Here is a 21,635-nt window from a genome sequence, read left to right as displayed (position 1 = left end):
CCACCGCTGCTAGAGCACGAAATCCCCGGCGGTCAGGGCCAGGCCGCTGCCGATCAACGCGATCGACAGGTCGGCCTGACGGTCACCGTCGATATCGGCGCTGACCACGGAGACCACGCCGTCGTTGACGACGCGCATCTCGCCGGCCTGGCCGGAGAAGGCGTCGCCGCCGATGAAGCTGAAGGCGGTGTCGCCGTTGCCGGCGTCGCCGTCGGCGTCGATGCCGCTGAGATCGATCCTGTCGCCATCGGCCGAGGAGAAGTCGGCGATGACGTCACGGGTGTCGAAGCCGGTGCCGGTGTCGCCGGCGGCGGCATAGACGAAGCTGTCGGCACCGCTGCCGCCGATCAGCGTGTCGGCGCCGGCACCGCCCTCGATCCGGTCGGCGCCGTCGCCGCCGACCAGACGGTCGTCGCCGGCACCGCCGGCCAGCGCATCGTCGCCACCCAGGCCGCGCAGGATGTCGTCGCCGTCGCCGCCGGTCAGCGTATCGCCGAAGCGGCTGCCGTGGATCGTCTCGATGTCGCCGGCGATGACGTCGCCCTCGGCCGTGCCGCCATGGGCCTCGTGCGTGGCCAGGTTGATCGAGACCGCGGCGTCGCTCTCGGCGTAGCTGGCGATATCGATGCCGTCGCCGCCGCTCAGGATGTCGGCGCCGGCGCCACCGCGCAGCAGGTCGTTGCCGGCACCGCCGTCCAGCACGTCGGCGCCGTTGCCGCCGGCAATCTTGTCCCGGCCGTCGCCGCCTGTGACGACGTCGGCTCCATTGCCGCCGCGGAGCCAGTCGTTGTCGCCGCCGCCGTCGATGACGTCGAAGCCCTCGCTGCCGTCGATGACGTCGTCCCCGGAGCCTCCGGTGATGACGTCGAAGCCGGTGCCGCCGTCGATGATGTCGTCGCCGGCGCCGCCGCTCACCACGTCATTGCCGTTGCCTGCATCGATGATATCGTCGCCCGGCGTGCCGATGATGATGTCGGAGCCGTTGGTCTCGGTGGTCGCAGTCATGTCCGTTTCCCCCTTCCCGTCAGAAGCGATGTTCCGAAGACGATGCCCGCCGCAGCGCATGCCCCGCCGGAGGCGGTGGCCACCAAAAAGCCGCGAAAGCTGGCGCCGGGAAGCCCTGGCCGCACGGCCTGGAAGGTTTCGTCTGGGCGCTGGCTGGTTTCGGGCCGAAGCGAAATCTATATAGACTCATTCTCAATGATCAAGAAGACGGATTCTGTCGTCGCGCTTTCTTGTTTAAATCATCAAAATTTAAGCGAATGATATGAATCGGCCTCGTGTCCGCATCTGCATAATGCGGTAATATTTATTTGAGGCAATTGCGGGAAGACTTGGGTGGCTTCTTCCTGCCCGCAGCCTCACTTCAGCGCAGCGCGGCGGCCCAGGGACTTGCCGAGGCGTTCGATGGCATAATTGACGAGGAAATAGACCGCCGCGGCCAGCAGGTAGAACTGCAGGCTCATGTAGTTGCGGCTGATCACCTCTTTGGTCGCCAGCAGCAGCTCGGTGACGCCGATCACCGACAGCAGGGTCGAGGCCTTGACCATCTCGGTCCCGGTGTTGACCCAGCTCGGCAGGATCTGGCGCAGTGCCTGCGGCAGCAGGACGAGGAGCATCGTCAGGCGAAAGCTGAGGCCGAGCGACTTCGCCGCCTCGATCTGGCCCTGCGGGATCGCCTGCAGCGCGCCGCGCACGATCTCGCCGACATGGGCGCTGCAGAACACGGCCAGCGCGAAGACGCCGGCCTGCACCGCGGTCAGCTGGATGCCGACGACGGAGAGGACGTAGAAGGCGGCCAGCACCAGGACCAGCACCGGCGTGCCGCGGATGAAGTCGACGAACAGCCGGGCCGGCCAGCGCAGGGCGCGGCCGCCATAGGTCAGGGCCAGGCCGACCAGCACGCCGAAGACGGTGCCGGCGGCGATCGATACGACCGAGATCTGCACCGTCAGCCAGGCTCCGTCGAGCAGGGCCCAGCGGGCGACCCAGAGCTGCTGCAGGAAGGCGTCCATCGGCGGGACCTCAGGGCAGCCGCAGCCGCGCCTCGAGCCGGCGCAGCAGGAAGGCGATCAGGGTGCAGGCGCAGACATAGAGCAGGCTGGTCACCAGCCAGGTCTCGATCACGCGGAAGCTCTCGGTGTTGATCTTGCGGGCGTAGAAGGTCAGCTCCGGCACCGCGATGGCGGCGGCCAGCGAGGTGTCCTTGAACAGCGAGATGAAATTGCTGCCCAGCGCCGGCAGGATGTTGCGCAGCATCAGCGGGAAGACCAGCAGCCGGCGGATCTGCATCGGCTTGAGGCCGAGCGCCGTACCGGCCTCGTGCACGCCCTTCGGCACCGACAGGATGCCGGCGCGGAACACCTCGACCAGATAGGCCCCGGCATAGACGGACAGCGAGGCGACGAAGCTGTCGATCTTGTCGAGGCGGATCCCGGCCCGCGGCAGGGCGAAGAACACGAACAGCAGGATCACCAGGATCGGCAGGTTGCGGAAGAAGGTGACGTAGCCGGAGGCGAGGCCGCGGGCGACCCGGCTGCGAGATGTGGCAGCGAAGGCACCGATCAGGCCGATGACGCAGCCGATCAGGATCGACAGCACCGCGAGGCCAAGCCCCAGCGCGAGGCCGCTCAGCAACAGGTCACGGCTGGCCCAGACCACGCCGAAATTGAACTGGTAGGTCACCCCGTGTCCTCCGCCGATCCACTCCCCACCCTCGTCATCCTCGCGAAAGCGGGGATCTCCTCAGCATCCAGGCGGTGCGAGATTCCCGCTTTCGCGGGAATGACGAGGAAGGGTTTGCGGGAAGCCTCACCGCATCTCGGAGGGAAAACCGATCGCCGGGGCCGGCGGGCGCTGGCCGAACCACTGCTCGAAGGACGCCGCGTAGCTGTCGAACTCGACCCCGGTCATCGCCTCGTGCAGCGCGGTGTCGACGAAGTTCAGCCAGTCCTGGTCGCCCTTCTTCACGGCGCAGGCATAGGTCTGCGGGTTCCAGCCGTAGCCGGCGTCGAGATAGCGGTCCGGGTTCTGCTTCATGAACCAGCGCAGCGACGACATGTCGGTGGCGGCGGCGTCGGCGCGGCCGGAGTTCAGCGCCTCGTACATCAGGTCGGTGCTCTCGTACTGGTCGACCGTCGCCTCGGGCAGGGCCGCGTGCACCATGTCCTCGGCATAGACGTTCTGCAGCACGGAAACGGTGACGCCGCTGCCCGCCGCCTTCAGCTCGTCATAGCTCTTGTAGCGGCCGTCCTTCATCAGCAGCAGGCCGACGCCCTCGCGGTAATAGGGGATGGTGAAGTTCACCTGCTGCGCCCGGGCGGCGGTGACGGTGATGAACTGGCAGGTGATGTCGACCTTGTCGGTGGTCAGGTTGGGGATCCGGGCGTCGGAGGACTGGACCACGAACTCGACCTTGCTCGGGTCGTTGAACAGCCCCTTGGCAATGATCTTCGCGATATCGATGTCGAAGCCGGCCAGGTCGCCCTGCTCGGTCTTGAAGTGCCAGGGCGGGTTGGTGCTGCCGGTGCCGACGATCAGCTTGCCGCGGCTCAGCACCTCCTGAAGCTTGTCGGCCGCCAGGGCGCCGCCGGCGGTGCCCAGCAGCAGGGCGGCGGCGCTGACGGACAGCAAGATCCGGGCAATGGATTGCATCTCAGCCTCCTGTTTGTTGTCCGATATATTGGACAATCATCTTGTATGTCGGACAATCAGCACGATAAGCTCGTCTCCGGGCGAACGCAACCGAGCGCGGCGAAGGGGAGAGCATGGCGAAGGACACCGGGCGGGAGCGGGGCATCGACCGGGCGGTGGCGATCCTGGAGCATCTGCAGGCGCGGCGGGCGCCGGTGCGGATGGGCGAGCTGGCGAAGGCGATCGGCGCGCCGCGCTCGACCCTCTACGAGATCGTCGGGCGGCTGACCGCGGCCAGGATCCTGGAGCCGGCGGGGGAGGGCGGCGCGGTGTTCTTCGGCCGCGCCGTGCACTACTACGCCCAGAGCTATGTCGCCGGCGTCGACCTGCTGAGCCGGGCCCGGCGCGAGGTGCTGGGGCTGGCGACCGAGACCGGCGAGACGGCGCAGTTCTGCATGCTCGACGGCGCCAAATATGTGGTGATGCTGAACGAGCCCGGGCGCCGCACCTTCCGCATCACCTCCGAGGTCGGGATCCGCCTGCCGATCCCCTGGACCGCTTCCGGGCGGCTGTTGGTGGCCCATATGAGCGCGGCCGAGATCGCGGCGTTCATCCCGGCCGAGGATTTCACGCTGCCGTCAGGCAAGCGGATCGAGCCGGCGGATTTCGTCGCCGAGACCGAGGCGGCGCGGGCGCGCGGCTATGCCGTGACCCAGGAGCTGGTCGACCGCTTCACCTGCTGCCTGGCGGCACCGGTGGTGGACCGCGACGCCCGGGCGGTCGCGACCTTGTGCCTGGTCACCCCGCTGGACACGCCGGAGGAGCGGCAGCGCGACCTGCTCGACACCCTGATCGCCGCCGCCCGGCGCCTGTCCCTGGCACCGCCGGGGGGAATGGGGCTGTAGGGCTGAGGGCTCTCGGTGGAAGATGTCGGATCATCATGGACGATGTGATCGAGATTCTGGCGCGCGATACGCTGCGCAACATCGTGCTGCTGAAGCATCTGGAGGCGTTTCCGGAGGCGACGCACGCGTATCAGGTGCGGAGTGTGGCGGGAACGGCGACGCTTGTGCTGCTGAGGACCGCCGCGAGCGCCTATGACCGCCAAGCCTATCCGGAGGCGGAGCTCATGGCGCTGATCTCGAGCGATCATCCCGGCCTGACGGTCGATCTGCTGCGGCATGTGCCTCGCGGCGCCGGCCTGGTGTTCAAGCTGATGAACGACGCCGACCGGGCCGTGGTCGAAGCGGCGTATCCGCTGCGGCGGGCAACGAGCTTCCTGTCCTTCACGGCCGAGGCGGCGTTCGGCCCGGACCGGGAGGTCCGGATCACGACCCGGCCCGACGAAGCGACGCTCGGTCTCTTCGAGGCTCAGGGTCATGCCCGGGACTGGCTGCGGCCGCTGCTCGACTCCAGCCGGGCCTTCGCCTCGGTGCTGGAACAAGGCGGACGAGTGCTGGCCGCATGTTTCGCGTTCCGGAACCACGGCAACGTGTGGGAGGTCGGGGGCGTCTGCACGCCGCCGGAGTTCCGCCGGCAGGGCCATGCGACACGCGTGGTCCGCGCGGCCCTGGCCGAGCTTGCTCGGCATCGCCGGGTTCCGCGCTATCAGGTGCATGAGGGGAACGAGCCGTCGATCCGCCTGGCAGAAGCCGTCGGCCTGAGGCGCTTCCTGACCACGACTCATTTCGTTCACACACCCACGGGCGCCGGCCTAGCAGGGACCGGCGGTCATCCGGCGTGATGGCACACCGCCTCGATCCGGTTGCCGTCGGGGTCGAGCAGGAAGGCGGCGTAGTAGCTGGGGTGGTATTCCGGCCGCAGGCCCGGGGCGCCGTTGTCGCGGCCGCCATGGGCCAGGCCGGCCCGCCAGAACGCGTCCACCGCCGCCCGGCTCGGCGCCTTGAAGCACCAGTGGCGGCGCGGCGCGTCCTCCGGCTCCGGGCCGAGGCGGATCGACAGGTAGCTGCGCTCCGGATGATCGGCGTCGCTGCGCTCGCCATAGCCGATCCAGGCCTCGGCGGGAAGGACGCCGACCTTGGCCACGCCGAGCGCCGCCAGCACCGCGTCGTAGAAACGCTCGGCCGCGGCGAGGTCGGAGACGGTGATCGAGACGTGATCCAGCATCATGCGCCTCCAGGACGGCTGGGCGGAGCCACCAGCCGGAAGATCTCGATCGTGGTCCGGCGTCCTGGAACAGCCTGGGGGCCGAGGCCGCGCAGGCCGGAGCGGTCGCCGGCCATCCGATCGACGGTCTCGCCGCTGACCAGCACCACGATCTCGTCCGCCGGGGCCACGGCCTTGCCCAGTTGCTCCAGCCGGTTGCCGAGATTCACCGCGTCGCCGACGATGGTGTAGCCCGACCGGCCGCTCATGCCGATATTGCCGGCCACCACCGGGCCGCTGTGCAGGCCGATGCGGACGCGCAGCGGGGCCAGGCCACGGCTGCGCCGGGCGGCGTTGTCCGCCGCCACCGCCGCGGCGATGGCGCGGGCGGCGCGCAGGGCGCGGTCGGCATGGTCCGGCTGGTCGTCCGGTGCGCCCCAGAAAGCCATGACGCAGTCGCCGATGAACTTGTCGATGGTGCCGCCCTCGGCCTCGACGCAACGGCCCAGCAGGTCGAAATGCGCGTTCAGCATGGCCGCGACCTCGGCCGCCGGCATCCGCTCGGCCGCGGCGGTGAAGTCGACGATGTCGGTGAACATCACCGTCACCATCCGCTCCGCCGACGGCACGGCGCCGCCGCTGCGCAGCAGGCGCCGCACCAGCGCCTTCGGCACATAGGTCTCGAGCCAGCGCAGCCCGGTCAGCATGGTGTTGTAGGCGCGGGCCTGCTCGTCCAGCTCCGAGAACAGGCTGCCGGGCAGGGGGCGCAAGGAGGAGAAATCGAGCGAGCCGACGGCCCGCACCTCCCGCGCCATGGCGCCGACCGGGCGGGCAATGGCGCGGCTGACGGCGATCGCGACCAGGATGGCGATCAGCAGCACGGCGAGCCCGGCCAGGGCGGCACGCAGCAGGTCGTCGGTCGGCTTGTCGAGGACTTCGACCGGGACCTCGACGCCGACGATCAGCGGTGCCGGGGCATAGCCTGTGACGGTGCGGGTCAGGATGACGCGGCCGTCGTTGCCCAGGCGGACCACACGGGCCTCCAGATCGGCCTCGCCGACGGTCTCGGGCCGGCCTTCGGCCCACAGCGCCGCCAGGAACGGGTCGCCGACCTCGCCCAGCAGGGGCAGGGGGTGCTCGCGCGACAGGGCCGGGCGGTTCACCGCCATATTGGGATGCGCCAGCACCCGGTCGCGGCCATAGAGGATGAAGGGCGTGGTGCCGGGCTTGGCCTGCGTCCGCAGATGGTCCGACAGGGCGTCGACCGTGATCGTGGCGCTGAGCACCCCGACGAAGCGGCCGTCGGCATGGACCGGCCGGCGCAGATTGGCCACCGAGGTGCGCATCGGCTCCGCCGGCACGAAATAGACCGGGCCCCAGACGGCGTCGTCGCGGCCGCGGGCCTCCTCGATCTCCCGCCGCTCCTCGTCGGTGTGGATCGCGTCGGTGAAGGCGAAGACACCCTTCGGGCCCTGGGTGACGCCGCGGATCGCGCCGTCCGGCGTGGTCAGGGACAGAACGCGGACCTGCGGCGTCCCGGCCAGCGCGCCGGTCATCAGCCGGTCCAGCGCGGCGCCGTCATCCGTACGCCCGGCCGCGATCTCCCGCGCCAGGAAGGCCAGCTGGTCTTCGACCGGGGTGAAGCGGTCGGCGATCCGCGTCTGGAGCGAGTCGAGCCCGAGCTGCGCCGCCCGGGCCAGCAGGTCGCGCGTGGTGCCGGCGGTCATGAACCAGAACACGGCCAGCACGTCGATCGCGGTCAGCGCCACCAGCCCGGCCATCACCGCGGCCAGCGTGCCGGACAGCGGGATGGTGCGGCGCCGGGCGGACGCGGCGCGCCGATCCGTCGTGATCTCCAGCTCCGTCGCCAAACCGTCGTCTCCCTGCGCTGGCGGCACTCTACACCACGTCGACGGAAATCCCCGCCGCGGTGTTGTCTGCAGGATGACCGACGCCCCGACCTATATAGGCACCGCCGGCTGGAGCGTGCCGTCGCGCTATGCCGACCGGTTCCCGGCCGAAGGCACGCATCTCCGGCGCTATGCGCAGCGGCTGAACGCGGCCGAGATCAACACCTCCTTCTACCGCCCGCATCGCCGCGAGACCTATGAGCGCTGGGCGGCCAGCGTGCCAGCGGATTTCCGCTTCGCGGTGAAGCTGCCGCGGACCGTCACGCAGGGGCGGCGCCTGGAGGATTGCGGCGACCTGCTGGACCGCTTCGCCGGCGAGGTGGCGGGGCTGGGGCCGAAGCTCGGGGTGCTGCTGGTGCAGCTGCCGCCGAGCCTGGCCTTCGAGGCCGAGGCGGTGGAGGCGTTCTTCGCCGAGCTGCGCCGCCGGATCGATGCGCCGGCCGCCTGCGAGCCGCGCCATGCCGGCTGGTTCGGGCCGGAGGCGGAGGGGCTGCTCAGAGCGCTGCGGGTCGCCCGCGTCGCCGCCGATCCGGTCCGCGCGCCGGGGGCAGGGGAACCGGGCGGCTGGGGCGGGCTGGTCTACTACCGGCTGCACGGCTCGCCGCGGATCTACTATTCCGATTATGACGACAGCGTGCTGGCCGGGATGCGGCGGCGGCTGCAGGCGCACCGGGCGGAGGGCGTTCCGGCCTGGTGCATCTTCGACAACACCGCCGCCTTCGCCGCGCTCGGCAACGCCCTCACCGTCGCGGGGCTGTAGCCGCATCGGCGACCAACGCGCCCGCCGGGCCGGTCTGCGCCGGCCGGACCTCCTCCGCCTCCACCAAGTAGCGGTAGGGGCCGCGGGTGGTGGCGTCGAAGGGCCAGCAGGTGGCCAGGACCAGGTTGCGGCCCGGCGCCCGCGGGTCGATGCCGGAGACGTCCCAGGTGACGACCCGGGTGCCGGTCACCCGGAAGATGACGCGGCGCCCGTCGCGGCGGGTGACGGCGATCTTGTCGCCCGGCTTGACGTCGCGCAGGACCCGGAAATGGGTGTCGCGATGGGCGGCGTAGACCGCGGTGCCGGGATCGCCGGCCTCCGGCGTGTCCTGGACATGGCCGGGGCCGAAAGCCAGCGCCTGGCCGCTGGCGCCGGCCAGGGCGATCGCGCTCTCGCCCAGCCGCGGCAGCTCGATCCGCGCCACCGGCCAGGTGTCGGCCCAGGGCCAGGGCTTCACCGAGCGGCCTGTCGCCAGCGTCTCGGCGAAGGCGCGGTCCAGGAGGACCTGCGCCAGCATCGCCTTCGCATGGATCCAGGCGCCCTGGCCGGCCAGCACCAGGCCGGCCAGGGTCAGGAGGAGGGCGGCGGCCATCCGCAGCCGCGACTGCGGCGCGGTCCGTTCCCCCTCACCCTCCCGCCGCCCGCGGCGTCGGGCCCCTCCCTCTCCCCGGGGAGAGGGAAGGGGAGCCGCTCCATTCACCTCTCCTCGGGGAGAGGTCGAAATCGCGTCAGCGATCTCGGGTGAGGGGGCGGCTCCGGCCCATCCAGTTAAGAGGCTCATGCGGCCCTCCCGCCCGTCCGGCGGGCCAGCGCCAGGCCGAGGCCGGCGAGCAGCAGCAGAAGACCGGCGATGATCCGCAGCTCGGCGTCGGTCGCGGTCTGCGGCAGCACCACGTCGTCGATCGGCTGCGGCTTGTCCGCGGCGGCCGGGGCGTCGGAGCGGGCGGCGGCGGGCAGCAGCAGGCCGGCCTCGCGGAACTCCGGCTTGGGCGTGGCGCCGAACACCTTGTCGAAATCCCAGCCGGCGGGGAGGTTCAGCGGGATGTCGGCGCGGCTCAGCGTCGTCCCCTCCGGCCGGCGCGGCGTCCTGTCGACCGCAACGAGGCTGGTCAGCCGCGTCACCAGATGGTGCTGCAGCGCCAGCGACAGGATGCGCTGGTCGGCCTGCTCCGGCGTGATCTGGCCCAGCGTCTGCGCCACCTCGGCATCGGCGATCCGGCGCCGGGCCCACAGCTTGGACAGCCCCTGGCCTTCGGCCGCCTGCGCCACCGGCAGGGTGACGATCCAGGGTCGGTCGCCGATCATGCCCTTGACCTCGATCGTGCCGGACAGCGAGGCCAGCTTCGCCGCCAGCACCACCGGCTCGCCGCGATACAGGTCGGGCAGCGTTTCCGGCGTCGCATCCGCCCCGCCGGCCGAGAAGCGGGCCGAGAGGTTGGTGACGACCGGGCTCTCCAGCTTCTCGAACAGGCTGCGCATCCGCTCCTCCACCTGCTCGGGCGCGCCGATCTGGGTGAAGGTGCCGCGGCCGAGCTCGGCGGCGCGGCTCATCAGGAAGGTGTTGGGGGCGGAGCCGATGCCGACCATGAACACCCGTGACCGGCCGCGCATCGCGGCGATGGTGTCGAACAGCTGCTGCTCGTTGCCGATGGCGCCGTCGGTCAGGAACACCACCTGGCGCAGCCGCGGCGCACCCTCGGTGCCACGGTCCGTCAGCGCCGCCTTCATCGCCGGCACCATCTCGGTCCCGCCCGACGCCTCGAGCGCGGAAACGAAGGCCTTCGCCTCGCCGAGATGCTCGGCATCGGCCGGCACCACATCGGGGAACAGCACGTCCAGCGTGTCGTCGAAGCGCACCACGTTGAAGCGGTCGGCCGGCGACAGGCGGCCGAGGGCGTAGAGCAGGCTGGCCTTGGCCTGGTCCATCGAGGCTCCGCCCATCGAACCGGAATTGTCGATCACGAAGACCACGTCGCGCGGCCGCTTGTCCTCGGCCTGCTGCAGGGCAGGCGGGGTGACGAAGGCCAGGACGTAGTCCTCGCCGGCCACCCTCTCGCGGAACAGCCCGACCGAGGGCGCGGCGCCGGCCCCCGGCGTCCAGCTCAGCTCGAAGTCGCGGTTGGCCGGGACCGGACCCTTCATCGTGATCACGCGGCTGTCCGGCCCCTGCGCCTCGATGTCGGCGGCATGGTTGGTGCTGACCACCTCGCCCAGCGGGAAGCCGGCCTGCAGCCTGACCGTCAACGTCACCGGGTTGACCGGGGCGTGTTCGCGCGGGTCCTGCACCGGCGGGGTGATGCGGTCGCGGTCCGGCACCGGGTCCGCGGTCGTCCGGCCCCAGCCGCCCTCGCCGGGTGCGAAGTCGACCGACTGCGCCACCGGCGCCGGGTTATAGCGCGGCGCCACCACCAGCGGCACGCGCAGCGAGAAGCGGTCGCCGGACTGGCGCACGCTCTCCTGATACTCGATCTGGATCAGCACGGTCTCGCCCGGGCCGACATTGGCGACCGAAGTGGTGAACAGGTTCGGCCGCTCCTGCTCCACCAGCCCCGCCGTCTGCCCGGCCTGCTTCGCCGCCTCATAGGTGCGGCGCGCCTCCTCGCGGGGGACTATGTCGCCGGTGATGACGCGGTCGCCGACCACCATCTTCAGCGTGTCCACCGCGCCGTCTTCCGGCAGCGGATAGACATAGACGGCCTCGACCCACCGGTCGGTCGGGTTCTGGAACACCTGGGTGACCCGGGCCCGCGCCGTCGGCCCGCTGACCGTGAGGTCGACATCGGTGCCGAGCCGCGGCGCCTCGACATAGCGGCCCTTCTCATTGGCGCGGAACAGCAGCGCGCCGGACTGCATCTCGCCGGGCGTCACCAGCGCCGGGCCGGTGTCGGCCCGGGCGGCGCGGCCGGTGGCGGCCAGGGCCAGAACGGCCAGCAGCAGCGACAGCAGCAGGAGCGGCGCCCCCCGTATCATGAATGTCATCGAACCCTCCGTAGACCTCGGCCGGCGTCCGTCCGGCCCTGGTTTCTTGTCGGTCCGAGGGGATCTGTCCGGCCACGGTGATGATCCGGCTTGTTCGGCAGGCGGCGGCCGCGATAGGTCTTGCTGCGCACCGGCCTGTGCGGATCGGTGCGGATCTGTGCGCAGGAGGGCGCCTTGGTGGGGGGCACGCACCCAGCCGAGCACGAGCTGTCGGAGGAGCAGAGCCACGCCGTCGCTGGGCTGGTGCGGGAGGAGCTGGCGCGCCGCCGCATCTCCCGCCAGTTCCTGGCCGACCAGGCGAAGATCAGCCTGTCGACGTTGGAAAAGGCGCTGTCCGGGCGCCGTCCCTTCACCCTGGCGACGCTGATCCGGCTGGAGGAGGCGCTGGGCGTCAGGCTGCGCCATCCGGAGCCGCGGCCGGCGGCACCCGCCGCAGCCGCGCCGGCCCTGCCGATCGGGGTCGCGCCGGCGGAGCTCGGCTCCTACGCCCGCCCGGCCGTGTCCTGGATCGAGGGCGTCTACCTGACGCTGCGGCCGTCCTTCGGCGACCGGCGGGCGATCTACGCCTACCGCACCGAGATCCATTGGGACGAGGCGGGCTCGCGCCTGGCCTTCCGGGAATCTGAGCGGGTCGACGCCGCCTTCACCCAGCACGGCTCGGTCTCGCTGCCGAACCAGTCCGGCCACATCTACCTGGTGACCAACACCCACGGGCAGTACCGGATCGCGATCCTGGGCCGGCCGACCATCACCGGCGAGATGCACGGCATCCTGACCACGCTGCAGGCCGGGCCCGGATCGCAGCTGACGCCGGTGGCGGCGCCGATCGCGCTGGTGCCGATGGCGGCGGCGGGCGCCGCGGCGGAGTTCGGCCGCATCCCGGCCGATCACCCCTGCCACGCCCGCTACCGCGACATCCTGCGGCGGACGGTGGAAGAGCCGTTCGCCCGGTTCCTGCCGGTGACGGCGGATTAGCACCGCGGCGTTTGCCGCCGCGTCCCCGCGTCCTATCATCGCCCGATCAGCGCCCGAGTCTTCACGGCGATCCGCGGGCGCGGAAGGACACGGGACCGCCATGCGCTTTCACGCCGATCTGCACGTCCATTCCAAGCATTCGCGGGCGACCAGCCGGGACCTCGACCTGGAGCATCTGGCGCATTGGGCGGCGCGCAAGGGCATCGGTGTGGTCGGCACCGGGGACTGCGTGCACCCGGTCTGGCTGGCCGAGCTGAAGGACAAGCTGGTGCCGGACACGCCGGGCCTGTTCCGGCTGCGGCCGGACCTCGAGGCCGCGGTGATGGCGACGCTGCCCGCGCCGTGCCGGATGCCGGTGCGCTTCATGCTGTCGACCGAGATCTCGACCATCTACAAGAAGGGCGACCGCACCCGGAAGATCCACCACCTGATCTACGGGCCGGATTTCGACACGATCGACCGGCTGCAGGCCAGCCTGGCGCGGATCGGCAACATCGCCTCGGACGGGCGGCCGATCCTCGGCCTCGATTCCCGCGACCTCCTGGAGATCACGCTGGCCTCAGGTCCCGACGCCTATCTGGTGCCGGCCCATATCTGGACGCCGTGGTTCGCGGCGCTCGGCTCGCAATCCGGCTTCGACTCCATCGCCGAATGCTATGGCGACCTGTCGGACCACATCTTCGCGGTCGAGACCGGCCTGTCCTCCGACCCGGCGATGAACTGGCGGATCTCCTTCCTCGACCGCTATCGGCTGACCTCGAATTCCGACGCGCATTCGCCGGGCAAGCTGGGGCGCGAGGCCACGGCCTTCGACTGCGACCCGGATTATTTCGCCATCCGCCGGGCGCTGGAGACCGGCGAGGGCTATGTCGGCACCGTCGAGTTCTTCCCGGAGGAGGGCAAGTACCACGCCGACGGCCACCGCAAATGCGGCGTCCGGCTGGATCCGAAGGAGACGCTGGCGCTGGACGGGCGCTGCCCGGTCTGCGGCCAGCCGGTCACGGTCGGCGTGCTGCATCGGGTGGAGAAGCTGGCCGACCGCAGCGAGGAAGAGGCGATGCCGCCGCCGACGGCCGGCGAGATCGCCAGCCTGGTGCCGCTGCCGGAGATCCTGTCCGAGCTGCTGGCGAGCGGCCCGGCCAGCAAGGCGGTGGAGCGCAGCTACGACCGGCTGGTCGGCACGCTGGGATCGGAGCTGGGGATCCTCGGCGAGATCCCGGTCGAGGACATCGCCCGCGCCGAGTCCGAGCTGCTGGCCGAGGCGGTGACCCGGCTGCGCCGGGGGCAGGTGATCCGCGACGCCGGCTATGACGGCGAATACGGCGTGATCCGCCTGTTCGAGCCGCAGGAGCTGAAGAGCCGCACCGCGGGTGGGCTGCTGTTCGACCTGCCGCAGAGGCGGGCAACAGCTGATGTTGCAGGACCAGAGCGTGACCTCTCCCGCCCGGCGGGAGAGGTCGGGCGTCCGCAGGACGACCGGGTGAGGGCGGGCACCGGTCTCGACGAAATGCCCTCACCCGGAGCCGCTCGCGCGGCTCCGACCTCTCCCGCAAGCGGGAGAGGCACACAAACAGCCGGCTCCACCGGCCTCCTCGACCCCGACCAGCAGGCGGCGGCGGAGCGGATCGAGGGGCCGCTGCTGATCGTCGCCGGGCCGGGATCGGGCAAGACCCGGACGCTGACCCACCGCATCGCCCATCTGGTCGCCGGCGGCGCCGCGCCTGAATCCTGCCTCGCCATCACCTTCACCCGCCGGGCGGCCGCGGAGATGCGCGAGCGGCTGGAGATCCTGCTGCCCGGGGCCGCGGCGCGGATGCCGATCCACACCTTCCATTCCCTTGGCCTCGCGCTCCTGCGCGAGCACGGCGAGGCCGCCGGGCTGCACCGCGACTTCCGAGTGGCGGGAGAAACGGAGCGCGCGGCCCTGCTGCAGGAGGTGCTGGAGGTGTCGCGCACCAGGGCGGAGCGGCTGCTGCGTGCCATCTCCCGCGCCAAGCGCACCGGGGTGCCGGCCGATCTCGACCTCGCCGAGGCTCTGGCCCGCTATGACGAGGCGCTGGCGCTGCGCAACTGGATCGATTTCGACGACCTGGTCGGCCGCAGCATCGCGGCGCTGGAAGGCGATCCCGGCCTGGTCGCTTTGTGCCGCGACCGGTTCCGCCACGTGTCGGTCGACGAGTTCCAGGATGTCGACGACAGCCAAGTGCGCCTGCTGTCGCTGCTGGTGCCGTCCGGCGGCAATCTCTGCGTCATCGGCGACCCGGACCAGGCGATCTACGGCTTCCGCGGCGCCGACGCCTCCTGTTTCGACCGGTTCCACCGCGACCACCCCGGCGCCGCGGTGATCCGGCTGCGGCGCAACTACCGCTCCACCGGCACCATCGTCACCGCCGCCGCGCGCTTCATCGGCGCGGACGGGCGGGAGGAGCCGGCGGCGGAGATCGTGCGGGCGATGCAGGACCGGATCTCGGTCCATGCCGCCGCCAGCGACAAGGCCGAGGCCGAGTTCGTGGTGGCGGAGATCGAGGCTCTGCTGGGCGGCCACAGCTTCTTTTCGATCGACAGCGGCCGGTCGGACGGCCGCGCGAACGACCAACTCGGCTTCGGCGACATCGCCGTGCTGTACCGCACCGAAGCGCAGGCCGAAGCAGTGGCGGAGGCCTTGGGCCGCGCCGGCATGCCGGTCAAGACAAGCTCGCTGGCGCCGCTGGCCGAGGATCCGGCGGTGCGGGCGCTGCTCTCGGCGCTGGAGCAGGAGGAGGGATCCCTCCCGCTGCAACTGCAGCGCGCGGCGGAAGGGCTGCGCCGCGACGGCGCTGACCCGGCCTCGACCACGGCGGCACTGCAGCGCCTGACGCTGATCGCGTCCCGCCAGGACGGAGACGATCGCGCCGGTTTCCTGGCGGCGGTGGCGCTGGCGACCGAGGCCGATTTCTGGGACCCGCGCGCCGACCGGGTCTCGCTCCTGACCCTGCACGCCGCCAAGGGGCTGGAGTTCCCGGTGGTCTTCATCCTCGGCCTCGAGGACGGGGTGCTGCCGCTGCGCTTCGGCGGTGAGGCGGATCCGGCGGCGCTGGCCGAGGAGCGGCGGCTGTTCTATGTCGGCATGACCCGGGCGATGGACCGGCTGTTCCTGTGCCGGGCGCGCGAGCGGCGCTGGCGCGGCGGCACGGTCCGGCTCGAACCGTCGCCCTTCCTCGGCGAGATCGAGGCCGAGCTGCTGGCCCATCGCCACCCGAACCCGGCGACGAGGCGCCCGGCCGAACGGCAGCTGAGCCTGTTTTAGATCGGGAATTAAGGTTCGGTCACGTCAATGCATTCGGGCAGGGAGCTGACAGGATGTCGAGCGTCCTGCGTTGCCTCTCCCGCCGGACGCGGGAGAGGCAACAACTCACCGCCTTGCAGCTACACCATCACCAGGGACACGACGAAATCCATGACTAAAAGTAAATTGCTACGAATGGACAATATCGGCATCGTGGTGGAATCCCTCGATGATGCCATCTCCTTTTTCACCGAGCTCGGCCTGACGCTCGAGGGGCGAGCCATGATTGAAGGAGAATGGGCCGGACGCGTCACTGGACTGGGTAATCAGCGCGTCGAGATCGCCATGATGGTCACTCCCGACGGCCACAGCCGCCTCGAGCTCTCGCGTTTTCTCACCCCGTCTGTCGTCGCCGATCACCGCAACGCCCCGGTGAACGCCCTCGGCTACCTGCGTGCCATGTTCACAGTGAGCGACATCGACGAAACACTCACCAGACTCCGCAAGCACGGTGCGCAGCTCGTCGGCGACGTGGTTCAGTACGAGGACTCGTATCGGCTCTGCTACATCCGCGGCCCCGAAGGACTTCTCATCGGACTGGCAGAACCACTCGGTGGAATCGGTAACGGTTAAGAGAGAACCCCGCCCGCGTCAGCGGGTGGGGTTTGTGCGCGCATGGGAAGGGAGGATCGTGTCCATCCCGTGATGTAGCTTCGGCGGCGTGATCACCGCGATCTCCGGCCGGAGCCGGGTCGGTCAGGCGGCCAGGATGGGCGGCGGCGCGAGCGGCTCCGCTACCGTCCAGCAGCTACACCATCACCAGGGACACGATCGCCAAGCGGGCGAGGCGCCGCCCCGCGTCGTCAATGCAGCGGCTGTCGGGAGAGGGCCTGATCGGCCTCCGCGGTGCCGGAAAAGCATCCCGACAGCCGCGGCATGATCGCGTCGGAAGGGTCCAGCTGCAGCCCCGGCACCACCACCTTGACCACGGGGATGCCGAAATCGCTGCGGGTCAGGTCCACGGCATGGGCGCGGAAGCCCGAAGCCTGAAGGCGATCGGCGATCCATGCCACCGCCTCGGCGGGGGCGAGGTCGCCGGGCACGTCATGGCGCCGCGGGCCGAAGGCCGGATGCAGCAGCGGCTGCTCGTCGGGACGGATCTCGGCGCCCCGCCGCAGCTGCGCCAGCTCGATCGCGGTCAGCGCGTGGTCGGGATTGGCGCGACGCTTGACGTCGATCAGATGATAGCCGAGCTCGTATTGGCACATCTCGCGGATGGCGGAGGCCGCGGCGTCGCCCTGCGACAGCCCGGCGGCGAGGCCGCAGGCGATCCGGCCGCCGCCGGCGTCGACCGACAGCGCCGCCACGCAGGGGATGCCGAATTCGGTGGTGATGTCGAGCAGCCAGGTCGCCCGCCGGTCCGACCCGGCGCGGATGTCCTGCAGCAGGTCCGCGGCCTGCCGCGCCGCGGCGCCGTCCAGCGGCAGGGCCGCTGCCTTCCGCCCGCCGCGCCACCACAGCGCCGCGGCGTCACGCTCGATCAGCTCCAGCAGGCCGCGCAGCACCGCCTCGTCCCGGCTGGGGGCGGCGGCGCAGCCGATGCTCAAGGGCGCCAGGGCCGTGGCGCCGACGGTCGATGCCGGGCGGCGCAGGCAGAGATCGGCCGGCAGGATGCTCGCGGCCCCGTCGGCCAGCCGCCGGGCCGGCAGCCAGTCCAGCGCCTGCAGGCCCGCGGGGTCGCCGAGCCCCAGCACGGCGGCCAGCGCCGCGCGTTCGGACGGAGAGAGCATGCCGTCGATCTCCGCCCCGGGGCGGAACAGCGGGTCGTCCCGCCGCTCGAGCTGGGACGTGTATTCCACCGCCTCGCCGATGCTGGCCTCGAAGGCCCGGTCCGGGCTCACGGCCGCGCCGATGGTGCTGACCGCCTCGCCGTCGCCGGAATCGAGGAAGGCCCCGGTGTCGAACATGCCGAGGAAGTAGAGGAGCCCCGGCGCTTCCGCCATGCGGTACGGCATCACGGTGCGCATCCGGGCGGCGAAGCGCAGCAGGCTGGCCCGGTTGGCGGTCACCTCCGCCGACGGTGGCGGTCCGGAGTAACCCAGCATCTCCAGGAACCGGACCGCGCCTTCGCCCGCGCCGGTCGATTCGCCGCGGGCCAGGAGCTCGGCCGCCTCGCGGAACGGAAGACCATCCGGTTCAATCTGCAACGGAACACCTCTCGGCTGCCGGCCACATCCAAGCCGCAATTCGGCACAGATGCACCGCAATTCGGCTGAAGTACAGCCATGGTGCGGGTGCACTCTGTGGTCTTCTGTTCGGTCGGCAGCGACCGAGGGCCGGCGGCGTCTGCCGCCGGCCCGGTTCTTTTGGGGAAGCCGCCTTGTCGACGTCGCGACCGCAGATCCAAGGCATCCTGATCTACGCGCTCGGGATCGGCGCCTTCGCGACGATGGACGCCTTGGCCAAGCATCTCAGCCGGGACTACCCGGTCTTCGAGCTGGTCCTGCTGCGGGTCATCGTCGGCTACCTGCCGATCCTGATCCAGTATCAGCTGGGCCCGGAACAGGGCTGGCAGGCCGTCCGCTCCCAGACCCCCGGCCTGCAGCTGCTGCGCGGCGGGCTGATGCTGGCCTCCGCCGCCACCTTCCTCCTAAGCCTGTCGCGGCTGACGCTGGCCGATGCGACGGCGCTCTCTCTCATCGCGCCGCTGCTCATGGCCGTGTTCGGCGTGTATGTCCTGCGCGAGCCGTCGAGCCGGCAGCTGTCCCTCACCATCGCCGTCGCGATCGCGGGCGCCCTGCTGATCGTTCATCCCTATCTCGCCGACCTGAGCGTCTATGTCCTGGTGGCCTGCCTGTCGGCGATCTTCTATGCGCTGGCGGCCGTCACGACGCGCAAGCTCGGGCAGTCGGATCCTTCGATCGTGACCGCCCTCTGGGGCAACACCACCATGCTGGCCGGTGCGGCCGCGCTGGTCGGGCTGACCGGCTGGACCTGGCCGGTCGAGGGCGATTGGCTGCCGGTTCTCGGCATGGGGCTGGCCGGCGGCCTGGCCAACATCCTGTACATCGTCGGGCTGAGGCGCAGCCGCGTCTCGGACGTCGCGGTGATGGACTACACGAGCTTCGCCTGGGCGGCGGCCTTCGGCATCCTGGTCTTCCGGGAGCCGGTCTCGGCGGCCAGCCTGCTCGGCGCGGGCCTGATCGTCGGCAGCGGCGCCTACAGCGCCTTCCACAAGTGGCGGCGCTCCGGCGCCGGGGCGAGCTCGAAGCTGGCGGCTCGGCCGCGGGGCCGGAGTTTGCAGCCCTCCGCCCAATAGCGCGGCCGCCTTCGCAAGGCGCCGTCGGGCTGAAGAGGGAGCCGGCGCGCACCGTCCCGGGCCGGATCGGCGGAAAAGAACTGGGACAATCCGCCCGGGGAACGTGGTATCGATCTTTTCTGAATGTTTCTGGATCGAGCCATTTTCGGATAGGAAACCGCGTCGGGCGCGGGTTGTTGTGTGGGCGGGTGATGGAAATACAGCCGATCGGGCCGGTGACAGGTGCCAGGGTAAGCTTGACCACGTTGGGGCAGGTGTCGTTGCGGGCCGACGGCACGCCGATCCCGATCGCGAACCGCAAGTCGCAGGCGCTGCTGGCCTATCTGGCGACGACCCTGAACGGCCGGGAGAGCCGGGAACGGGTCGCCGGCCTGCTGTGGAGCGAATACGAGGAGGAGAAGGCCCGGGCCTCGCTGCGCCAGACGATCGCGGATCTGCGGCGCGCCACGGCCCCTCAGGGCCCCACCGTCTTCTCGGCCGACCGGCTGACCGTCTGCATCGACCTGGCCCAGCTCCATGTCGACTGCCTCGCCATCCTCCGGGACCTCGAGGCCGGGGAGGTGCCGGCCGTCCTGCTGGCCGAGAAGCGCCTGCCGGACAGCTTCCTGGCCGGGCTCGACGATATCGATCCGGCCTTCCGCGCCTGGCTGCTGGTGCAGCGCCAGATCCTGCAGGAGCGCATGCTGCGCGAGCTGGAGGACCGGCTGCCGGGGGCGGCCGATCCGCGCCTGGCGAAGCGGATCGGCACCGCCATCGTCAATCTCGACCCGACTCACGAGGTCGGCTGCCGGGCGGTGATCGAGGCCTCGGCCCGGCTGGGCGACCTGGGCGGGGCGCTGCGCGCCTATCGCGACCTGTGGGACCTGCTGGACCAGGAGTTCGGCATGGAACCCTCGCCGGAGACCCAGGAGCTGATCCTCAAGGTCAAGGCGGGCGAGTTCGGCGATCCGAAGGCCGCCCAGGCCGCCGCGGCGGCACCTCAGCCCGCCGTTCCCGCCTCCCTGCCGGCCCTGGCCGGCCGGGGCCAGGCCATCGTGGTCACCGAGTTCGACATCGCCGACATCGCGCCGGAGCAGCGCGGCATGATCCGTGCCTTCCGGCACGAGCTGATCGCCTCGCTGGTCCGGTTCCGCGACTGGAGCATCATCGACGGCAGCGAGGCGGTGACCCAGACCCAGATGCCGAACGCCTACCGCATCGACGGCACCGCCCTGCCGGACGAATCCGGCACCCGCTTCATCCTGACGCTCAAGGATGCCGTCGGCGGCCGCTTCGTCTGGAGCGAGCGCTTCACCATCGTCGAGCACGGCTGGCGGCCGGCGCAGCAGCGCATCATCCGCCGCATCGCCGGGGCGCTCGACATCAACCTGTCGACCGAGCGGCTGACCCAGATCTCCGGCAGCCCGGAGCTGTCGCTGTCGCACCATGACCGCTGGCTGCAGGGCCATGCGATGATGCTGCAATGGCGCCCGGAGGACGAGGCGCGGGCCGAATCGATCTTCCGTTCCCTGGTCGAGGAGGCGCCGAACTTCGCTCCGGCCTACACCGCCCTGTCACAGATCCTCAATTCACGCCATCTGATCTTCCCCGGAACATACCGGACGTCGGACTGGCATCGGGAGGCGCTGCAATTCGCCAAGATGGCGGTCCAGTTGGATCCGCTCGACACGCGGTCTCATCTCTGCCTGGCCTGGGCCTACGCGATGAGCTCGCATTTCGACAAGGCGCCGCTGAGCTATCAGCTCGCCTGCGACCTCAATCCCAACGATCCGTTGACGTTGGTGTCCTCGTCCCTCGGCTTCGCCTATTGCGGCGACACGGCCCAGGCGGCAGCGACCGCCGACATGGCGCTGGACCTCGGCCTCGGCATTTCCCGCCTCCATTGGGGTTACCAGGCCGGTGTCCGGTTCATTCTCGGTGATTATCCGGGTGCCATCGCAGCGGCGGAGAACGCCGGAGACATCCTCTACTATCTCGGCGGCTGGAAGGCGGCCGCCCATGCCCTTGTCGGCGACACCGAGGCGGCCCGCGCCGAAGGGACGCGCTTCGTCGAAACGGTGCGGGCGGTCTGGTTCGGCAACCCCGATCCCGACGAGACCGACGTCGCGAGATGGCTGCTGCATTGCTTCCCGATCGCCGACCGCAAGGTGTGGGAGGCGTTGCGGAACGGGCTCGTCGTCGCCGGCCTGCTGCCGCAGGGGGCGGCGAACGTCCCGTTCGCGCCCGCGCTGCGTTCAGCGGCAGCCTCGGATGGTGTAATCCGAGATGCGTGAGTAGTAGAACTCGACGTTGTCGAACGGTTTCTGGCCGGTCAGCATGTCCATGTAGAAGTGCGGCGGATCGTAGGAGGCGACGCCCGGGTTCTCCTTGGCCTGCTTATGCGCCCGGCGCTCGGATTCCGTGACTTGGCGCTTGGGCGGCAGGCGCAGGATGAAGTGGTGGTCGTCGCCCTGGCAGATCTCCAGCGTCTCGTACCGTTCCGGGATGTCGACCAGCCCCTTGAGCTGCGCGCGGAATTCGGCCATGTCCTTCGGCCGGGTCTCGGGCTTCTGCGCCCACATCACCACCTTCCGCCCAGCCGCCTCGTAGTCGAGGATCTTCATCGGCTTCAGCTCGTCTTTCTCGCTCATGACCTTCCCCTCTCTTCTTGGGTATCGGCGCCCCCGGGCGGGGCGCGGCGATGGTGAC

At 70.5% G+C, this 21,635-nt stretch carries 18 protein-coding genes; 8 read left to right on the top strand and 10 right to left on the bottom strand.

The window, feature by feature from the left end:
• Positions 1 to 9: 9 nt before the first annotated feature.
• The 4 genes from G537_RS45350 to G537_RS0102470 form a co-directional block, all read right to left on the bottom strand.
• Positions 10 to 1,005 carry a calcium-binding protein gene (locus G537_RS45350; protein WP_051247706.1) on the bottom strand — a complete coding sequence of 332 codons (996 nt, stop codon included), beginning with the start codon at positions 1,003 to 1,005 and terminating at the stop codon, positions 10 to 12.
• A gap of 356 nt (positions 1,006 to 1,361) precedes the next feature.
• Positions 1,362 to 2,015 carry an amino acid ABC transporter permease gene (locus tag G537_RS0102480; protein WP_026868771.1) on the bottom strand — a complete coding sequence of 218 codons (654 nt, stop codon included), beginning with the start codon at positions 2,013 to 2,015 and terminating at the stop codon, positions 1,362 to 1,364.
• A gap of 10 nt (positions 2,016 to 2,025) precedes the next feature.
• Positions 2,026 to 2,685 (bottom strand): amino acid ABC transporter permease, encoded by a 660-nt coding sequence (locus tag G537_RS0102475; protein ID WP_026868770.1) that lies wholly within the window; start codon positions 2,683 to 2,685, stop codon positions 2,026 to 2,028.
• A 126-nt stretch (positions 2,686 to 2,811) separates the two neighbouring features.
• Positions 2,812 to 3,654, bottom strand: coding sequence for a transporter substrate-binding protein (locus G537_RS0102470; protein WP_026868769.1), 843 nt, complete (start codon positions 3,652 to 3,654; stop codon positions 2,812 to 2,814).
• Positions 3,655 to 3,767: 113 nt separating this feature from the next.
• Here G537_RS0102470 and G537_RS0102465 point away from each other — a divergent pair, with 113 nt between their 5' ends.
• Both G537_RS0102465 and G537_RS0102460 read left to right on the top strand, forming a co-directional pair.
• Positions 3,768 to 4,538, top strand: coding sequence for an IclR family transcriptional regulator (locus G537_RS0102465; RefSeq protein WP_026868768.1), 771 nt, complete (start codon positions 3,768 to 3,770; stop codon positions 4,536 to 4,538).
• Positions 4,539 to 4,573: 35 nt separating this feature from the next.
• Positions 4,574 to 5,377 carry a GNAT family N-acetyltransferase gene (locus G537_RS0102460; RefSeq protein ID WP_026868767.1) on the top strand — a complete coding sequence of 268 codons (804 nt, stop codon included), beginning with the start codon at positions 4,574 to 4,576 and terminating at the stop codon, positions 5,375 to 5,377.
• On the opposite strand, the gene G537_RS0102455 is transcribed toward G537_RS0102460, so the two are convergent.
• The gene (locus tag G537_RS0102455) at positions 5,365 to 5,760 is read right to left on the bottom strand and encodes a VOC family protein (protein WP_026868766.1); all 396 of its coding nucleotides are present in this window, start codon (positions 5,758 to 5,760) and stop codon (positions 5,365 to 5,367) included. The two genes, G537_RS0102460 and G537_RS0102455, sit on opposite strands and share 13 nt — an antisense overlap.
• Entirely contained in the window at positions 5,760 to 7,610 is a 1,851-nt protein-coding gene (locus G537_RS36040; RefSeq protein WP_051247704.1) for an adenylate/guanylate cyclase domain-containing protein, read from the bottom strand. Before G537_RS36040 ends, G537_RS0102455 begins: the two co-directional genes overlap by 1 nt.
• Positions 7,611 to 7,683: 73 nt before the next feature.
• Between G537_RS36040 and G537_RS0102445 the strand changes: the two genes are divergently transcribed.
• Entirely contained in the window at positions 7,684 to 8,409 is a 726-nt protein-coding gene (locus tag G537_RS0102445) for a DUF72 domain-containing protein (protein WP_026868765.1), read from the top strand.
• Here G537_RS0102445 and G537_RS36035 read toward each other — a convergent pair.
• Together G537_RS36035 and G537_RS36030 are read right to left on the bottom strand one after the other, a co-directional pair.
• Entirely contained in the window at positions 8,390 to 9,001 is a 612-nt protein-coding gene (locus G537_RS36035; protein ID WP_051247702.1) for a class GN sortase, read from the bottom strand. The two genes, G537_RS0102445 and G537_RS36035, sit on opposite strands and share 20 nt — an antisense overlap.
• Before the next feature lie 185 nt (positions 9,002 to 9,186).
• The gene (locus G537_RS36030) at positions 9,187 to 11,388 is read right to left on the bottom strand and encodes a marine proteobacterial sortase target protein (protein WP_034850359.1); all 2,202 of its coding nucleotides are present in this window, start codon (positions 11,386 to 11,388) and stop codon (positions 9,187 to 9,189) included.
• 177 nt (positions 11,389 to 11,565) lie between these two features.
• On the opposite strand from G537_RS36030, the gene G537_RS0102430 reads away from it, so the two are divergent.
• The 3 genes from G537_RS0102430 to G537_RS0102420 all read left to right on the top strand — a co-directional run bounded on the left by G537_RS0102430 (position 11,566) and on the right by G537_RS0102420 (position 16,261).
• Positions 11,566 to 12,363 (top strand): helix-turn-helix domain-containing protein, encoded by a 798-nt coding sequence (locus tag G537_RS0102430; RefSeq protein WP_034850480.1) that lies wholly within the window; start codon positions 11,566 to 11,568, stop codon positions 12,361 to 12,363.
• A 100-nt stretch (positions 12,364 to 12,463) separates the two neighbouring features.
• Positions 12,464 to 15,649, top strand: coding sequence for a UvrD-helicase domain-containing protein (locus tag G537_RS0102425; protein WP_026868763.1), 3,186 nt, complete (start codon positions 12,464 to 12,466; stop codon positions 15,647 to 15,649).
• A gap of 174 nt (positions 15,650 to 15,823) precedes the next feature.
• The gene (locus G537_RS0102420) at positions 15,824 to 16,261 is read left to right on the top strand and encodes a VOC family protein (protein ID WP_211230262.1); all 438 of its coding nucleotides are present in this window, start codon (positions 15,824 to 15,826) and stop codon (positions 16,259 to 16,261) included.
• 230 nt (positions 16,262 to 16,491) lie between these two features.
• Here the strand turns inward: G537_RS0102420 and G537_RS0102415 are convergent, their stop codons facing one another.
• Entirely contained in the window at positions 16,492 to 17,835 is a 1,344-nt protein-coding gene (locus G537_RS0102415; protein WP_026868761.1) for a YcaO-like family protein, read from the bottom strand.
• A gap of 173 nt (positions 17,836 to 18,008) precedes the next feature.
• Here G537_RS0102415 and G537_RS0102410 point away from each other — a divergent pair, with 173 nt between their 5' ends.
• Entirely contained in the window at positions 18,009 to 18,947 is a 939-nt protein-coding gene (locus G537_RS0102410; protein ID WP_026868760.1) for a DMT family transporter, read from the top strand.
• A gap of 236 nt (positions 18,948 to 19,183) precedes the next feature.
• The gene (locus tag G537_RS0102405) at positions 19,184 to 21,220 is read left to right on the top strand and encodes a BTAD domain-containing putative transcriptional regulator (RefSeq protein WP_162146073.1); all 2,037 of its coding nucleotides are present in this window, start codon (positions 19,184 to 19,186) and stop codon (positions 21,218 to 21,220) included.
• Here G537_RS0102405 and G537_RS0102400 read toward each other — a convergent pair.
• A complete protein-coding gene (locus G537_RS0102400) occupies positions 21,182 to 21,577 on the bottom strand; it encodes a hypothetical protein (protein ID WP_026868758.1) in 396 nt (131 codons plus the stop codon). The two genes, G537_RS0102405 and G537_RS0102400, sit on opposite strands and share 39 nt — an antisense overlap.
• Positions 21,578 to 21,635: the final 58 nt, after the last annotated feature.

The sequence above is a fragment of the Inquilinus limosus DSM 16000 genome (genome assembly GCF_000423185.1).
Classification (GTDB): Bacteria; Pseudomonadota; Alphaproteobacteria; order DSM-16000; family Inquilinaceae; genus Inquilinus; species Inquilinus limosus.
Note: the sequence above shows the minus strand (reverse complement) of the source record. Positions and strands in the feature narration are given on the sequence as shown.

Bases quoted from the DNA above. Each gene is read 5' to 3' on its own strand.
- G537_RS45350 (WP_051247706.1), bottom strand. From the start codon at position 1,005: ATGACTGCGACCACCGAGACCAACGGCTCCGACATCATCATCGGCACG.
- G537_RS0102480 (WP_026868771.1), bottom strand. From the start codon at position 2,015: ATGGACGCCTTCCTGCAGCAGCTCTGGGTCGCCCGCTGGGCCCTGCTC.
- G537_RS0102470 (WP_026868769.1), bottom strand. From the start codon at position 3,654: ATGCAATCCATTGCCCGGATCTTGCTGTCCGTCAGCGCCGCCGCCCTG.
- G537_RS0102465 (WP_026868768.1), top strand. From the start codon at position 3,768: ATGGCGAAGGACACCGGGCGGGAGCGGGGCATCGACCGGGCGGTGGCG.
- G537_RS0102460 (WP_026868767.1), top strand. From the start codon at position 4,574: ATGGACGATGTGATCGAGATTCTGGCGCGCGATACGCTGCGCAACATC.
- G537_RS0102455 (WP_026868766.1), bottom strand. From the start codon at position 5,760: ATGCTGGATCACGTCTCGATCACCGTCTCCGACCTCGCCGCGGCCGAG.
- G537_RS0102445 (WP_026868765.1), top strand. From the start codon at position 7,684: ATGACCGACGCCCCGACCTATATAGGCACCGCCGGCTGGAGCGTGCCG.
- G537_RS36035 (WP_051247702.1), bottom strand. From the start codon at position 9,001: ATGGCCGCCGCCCTCCTCCTGACCCTGGCCGGCCTGGTGCTGGCCGGC.
- G537_RS36030 (WP_034850359.1), bottom strand. From the start codon at position 11,388: ATGACATTCATGATACGGGGGGCGCCGCTCCTGCTGCTGTCGCTGCTG.
- G537_RS0102425 (WP_026868763.1), top strand. From the start codon at position 12,464: ATGCGCTTTCACGCCGATCTGCACGTCCATTCCAAGCATTCGCGGGCG.
- G537_RS0102420 (WP_211230262.1), top strand. From the start codon at position 15,824: ATGGACAATATCGGCATCGTGGTGGAATCCCTCGATGATGCCATCTCC.
- G537_RS0102400 (WP_026868758.1), bottom strand. From the start codon at position 21,577: ATGAGCGAGAAAGACGAGCTGAAGCCGATGAAGATCCTCGACTACGAG.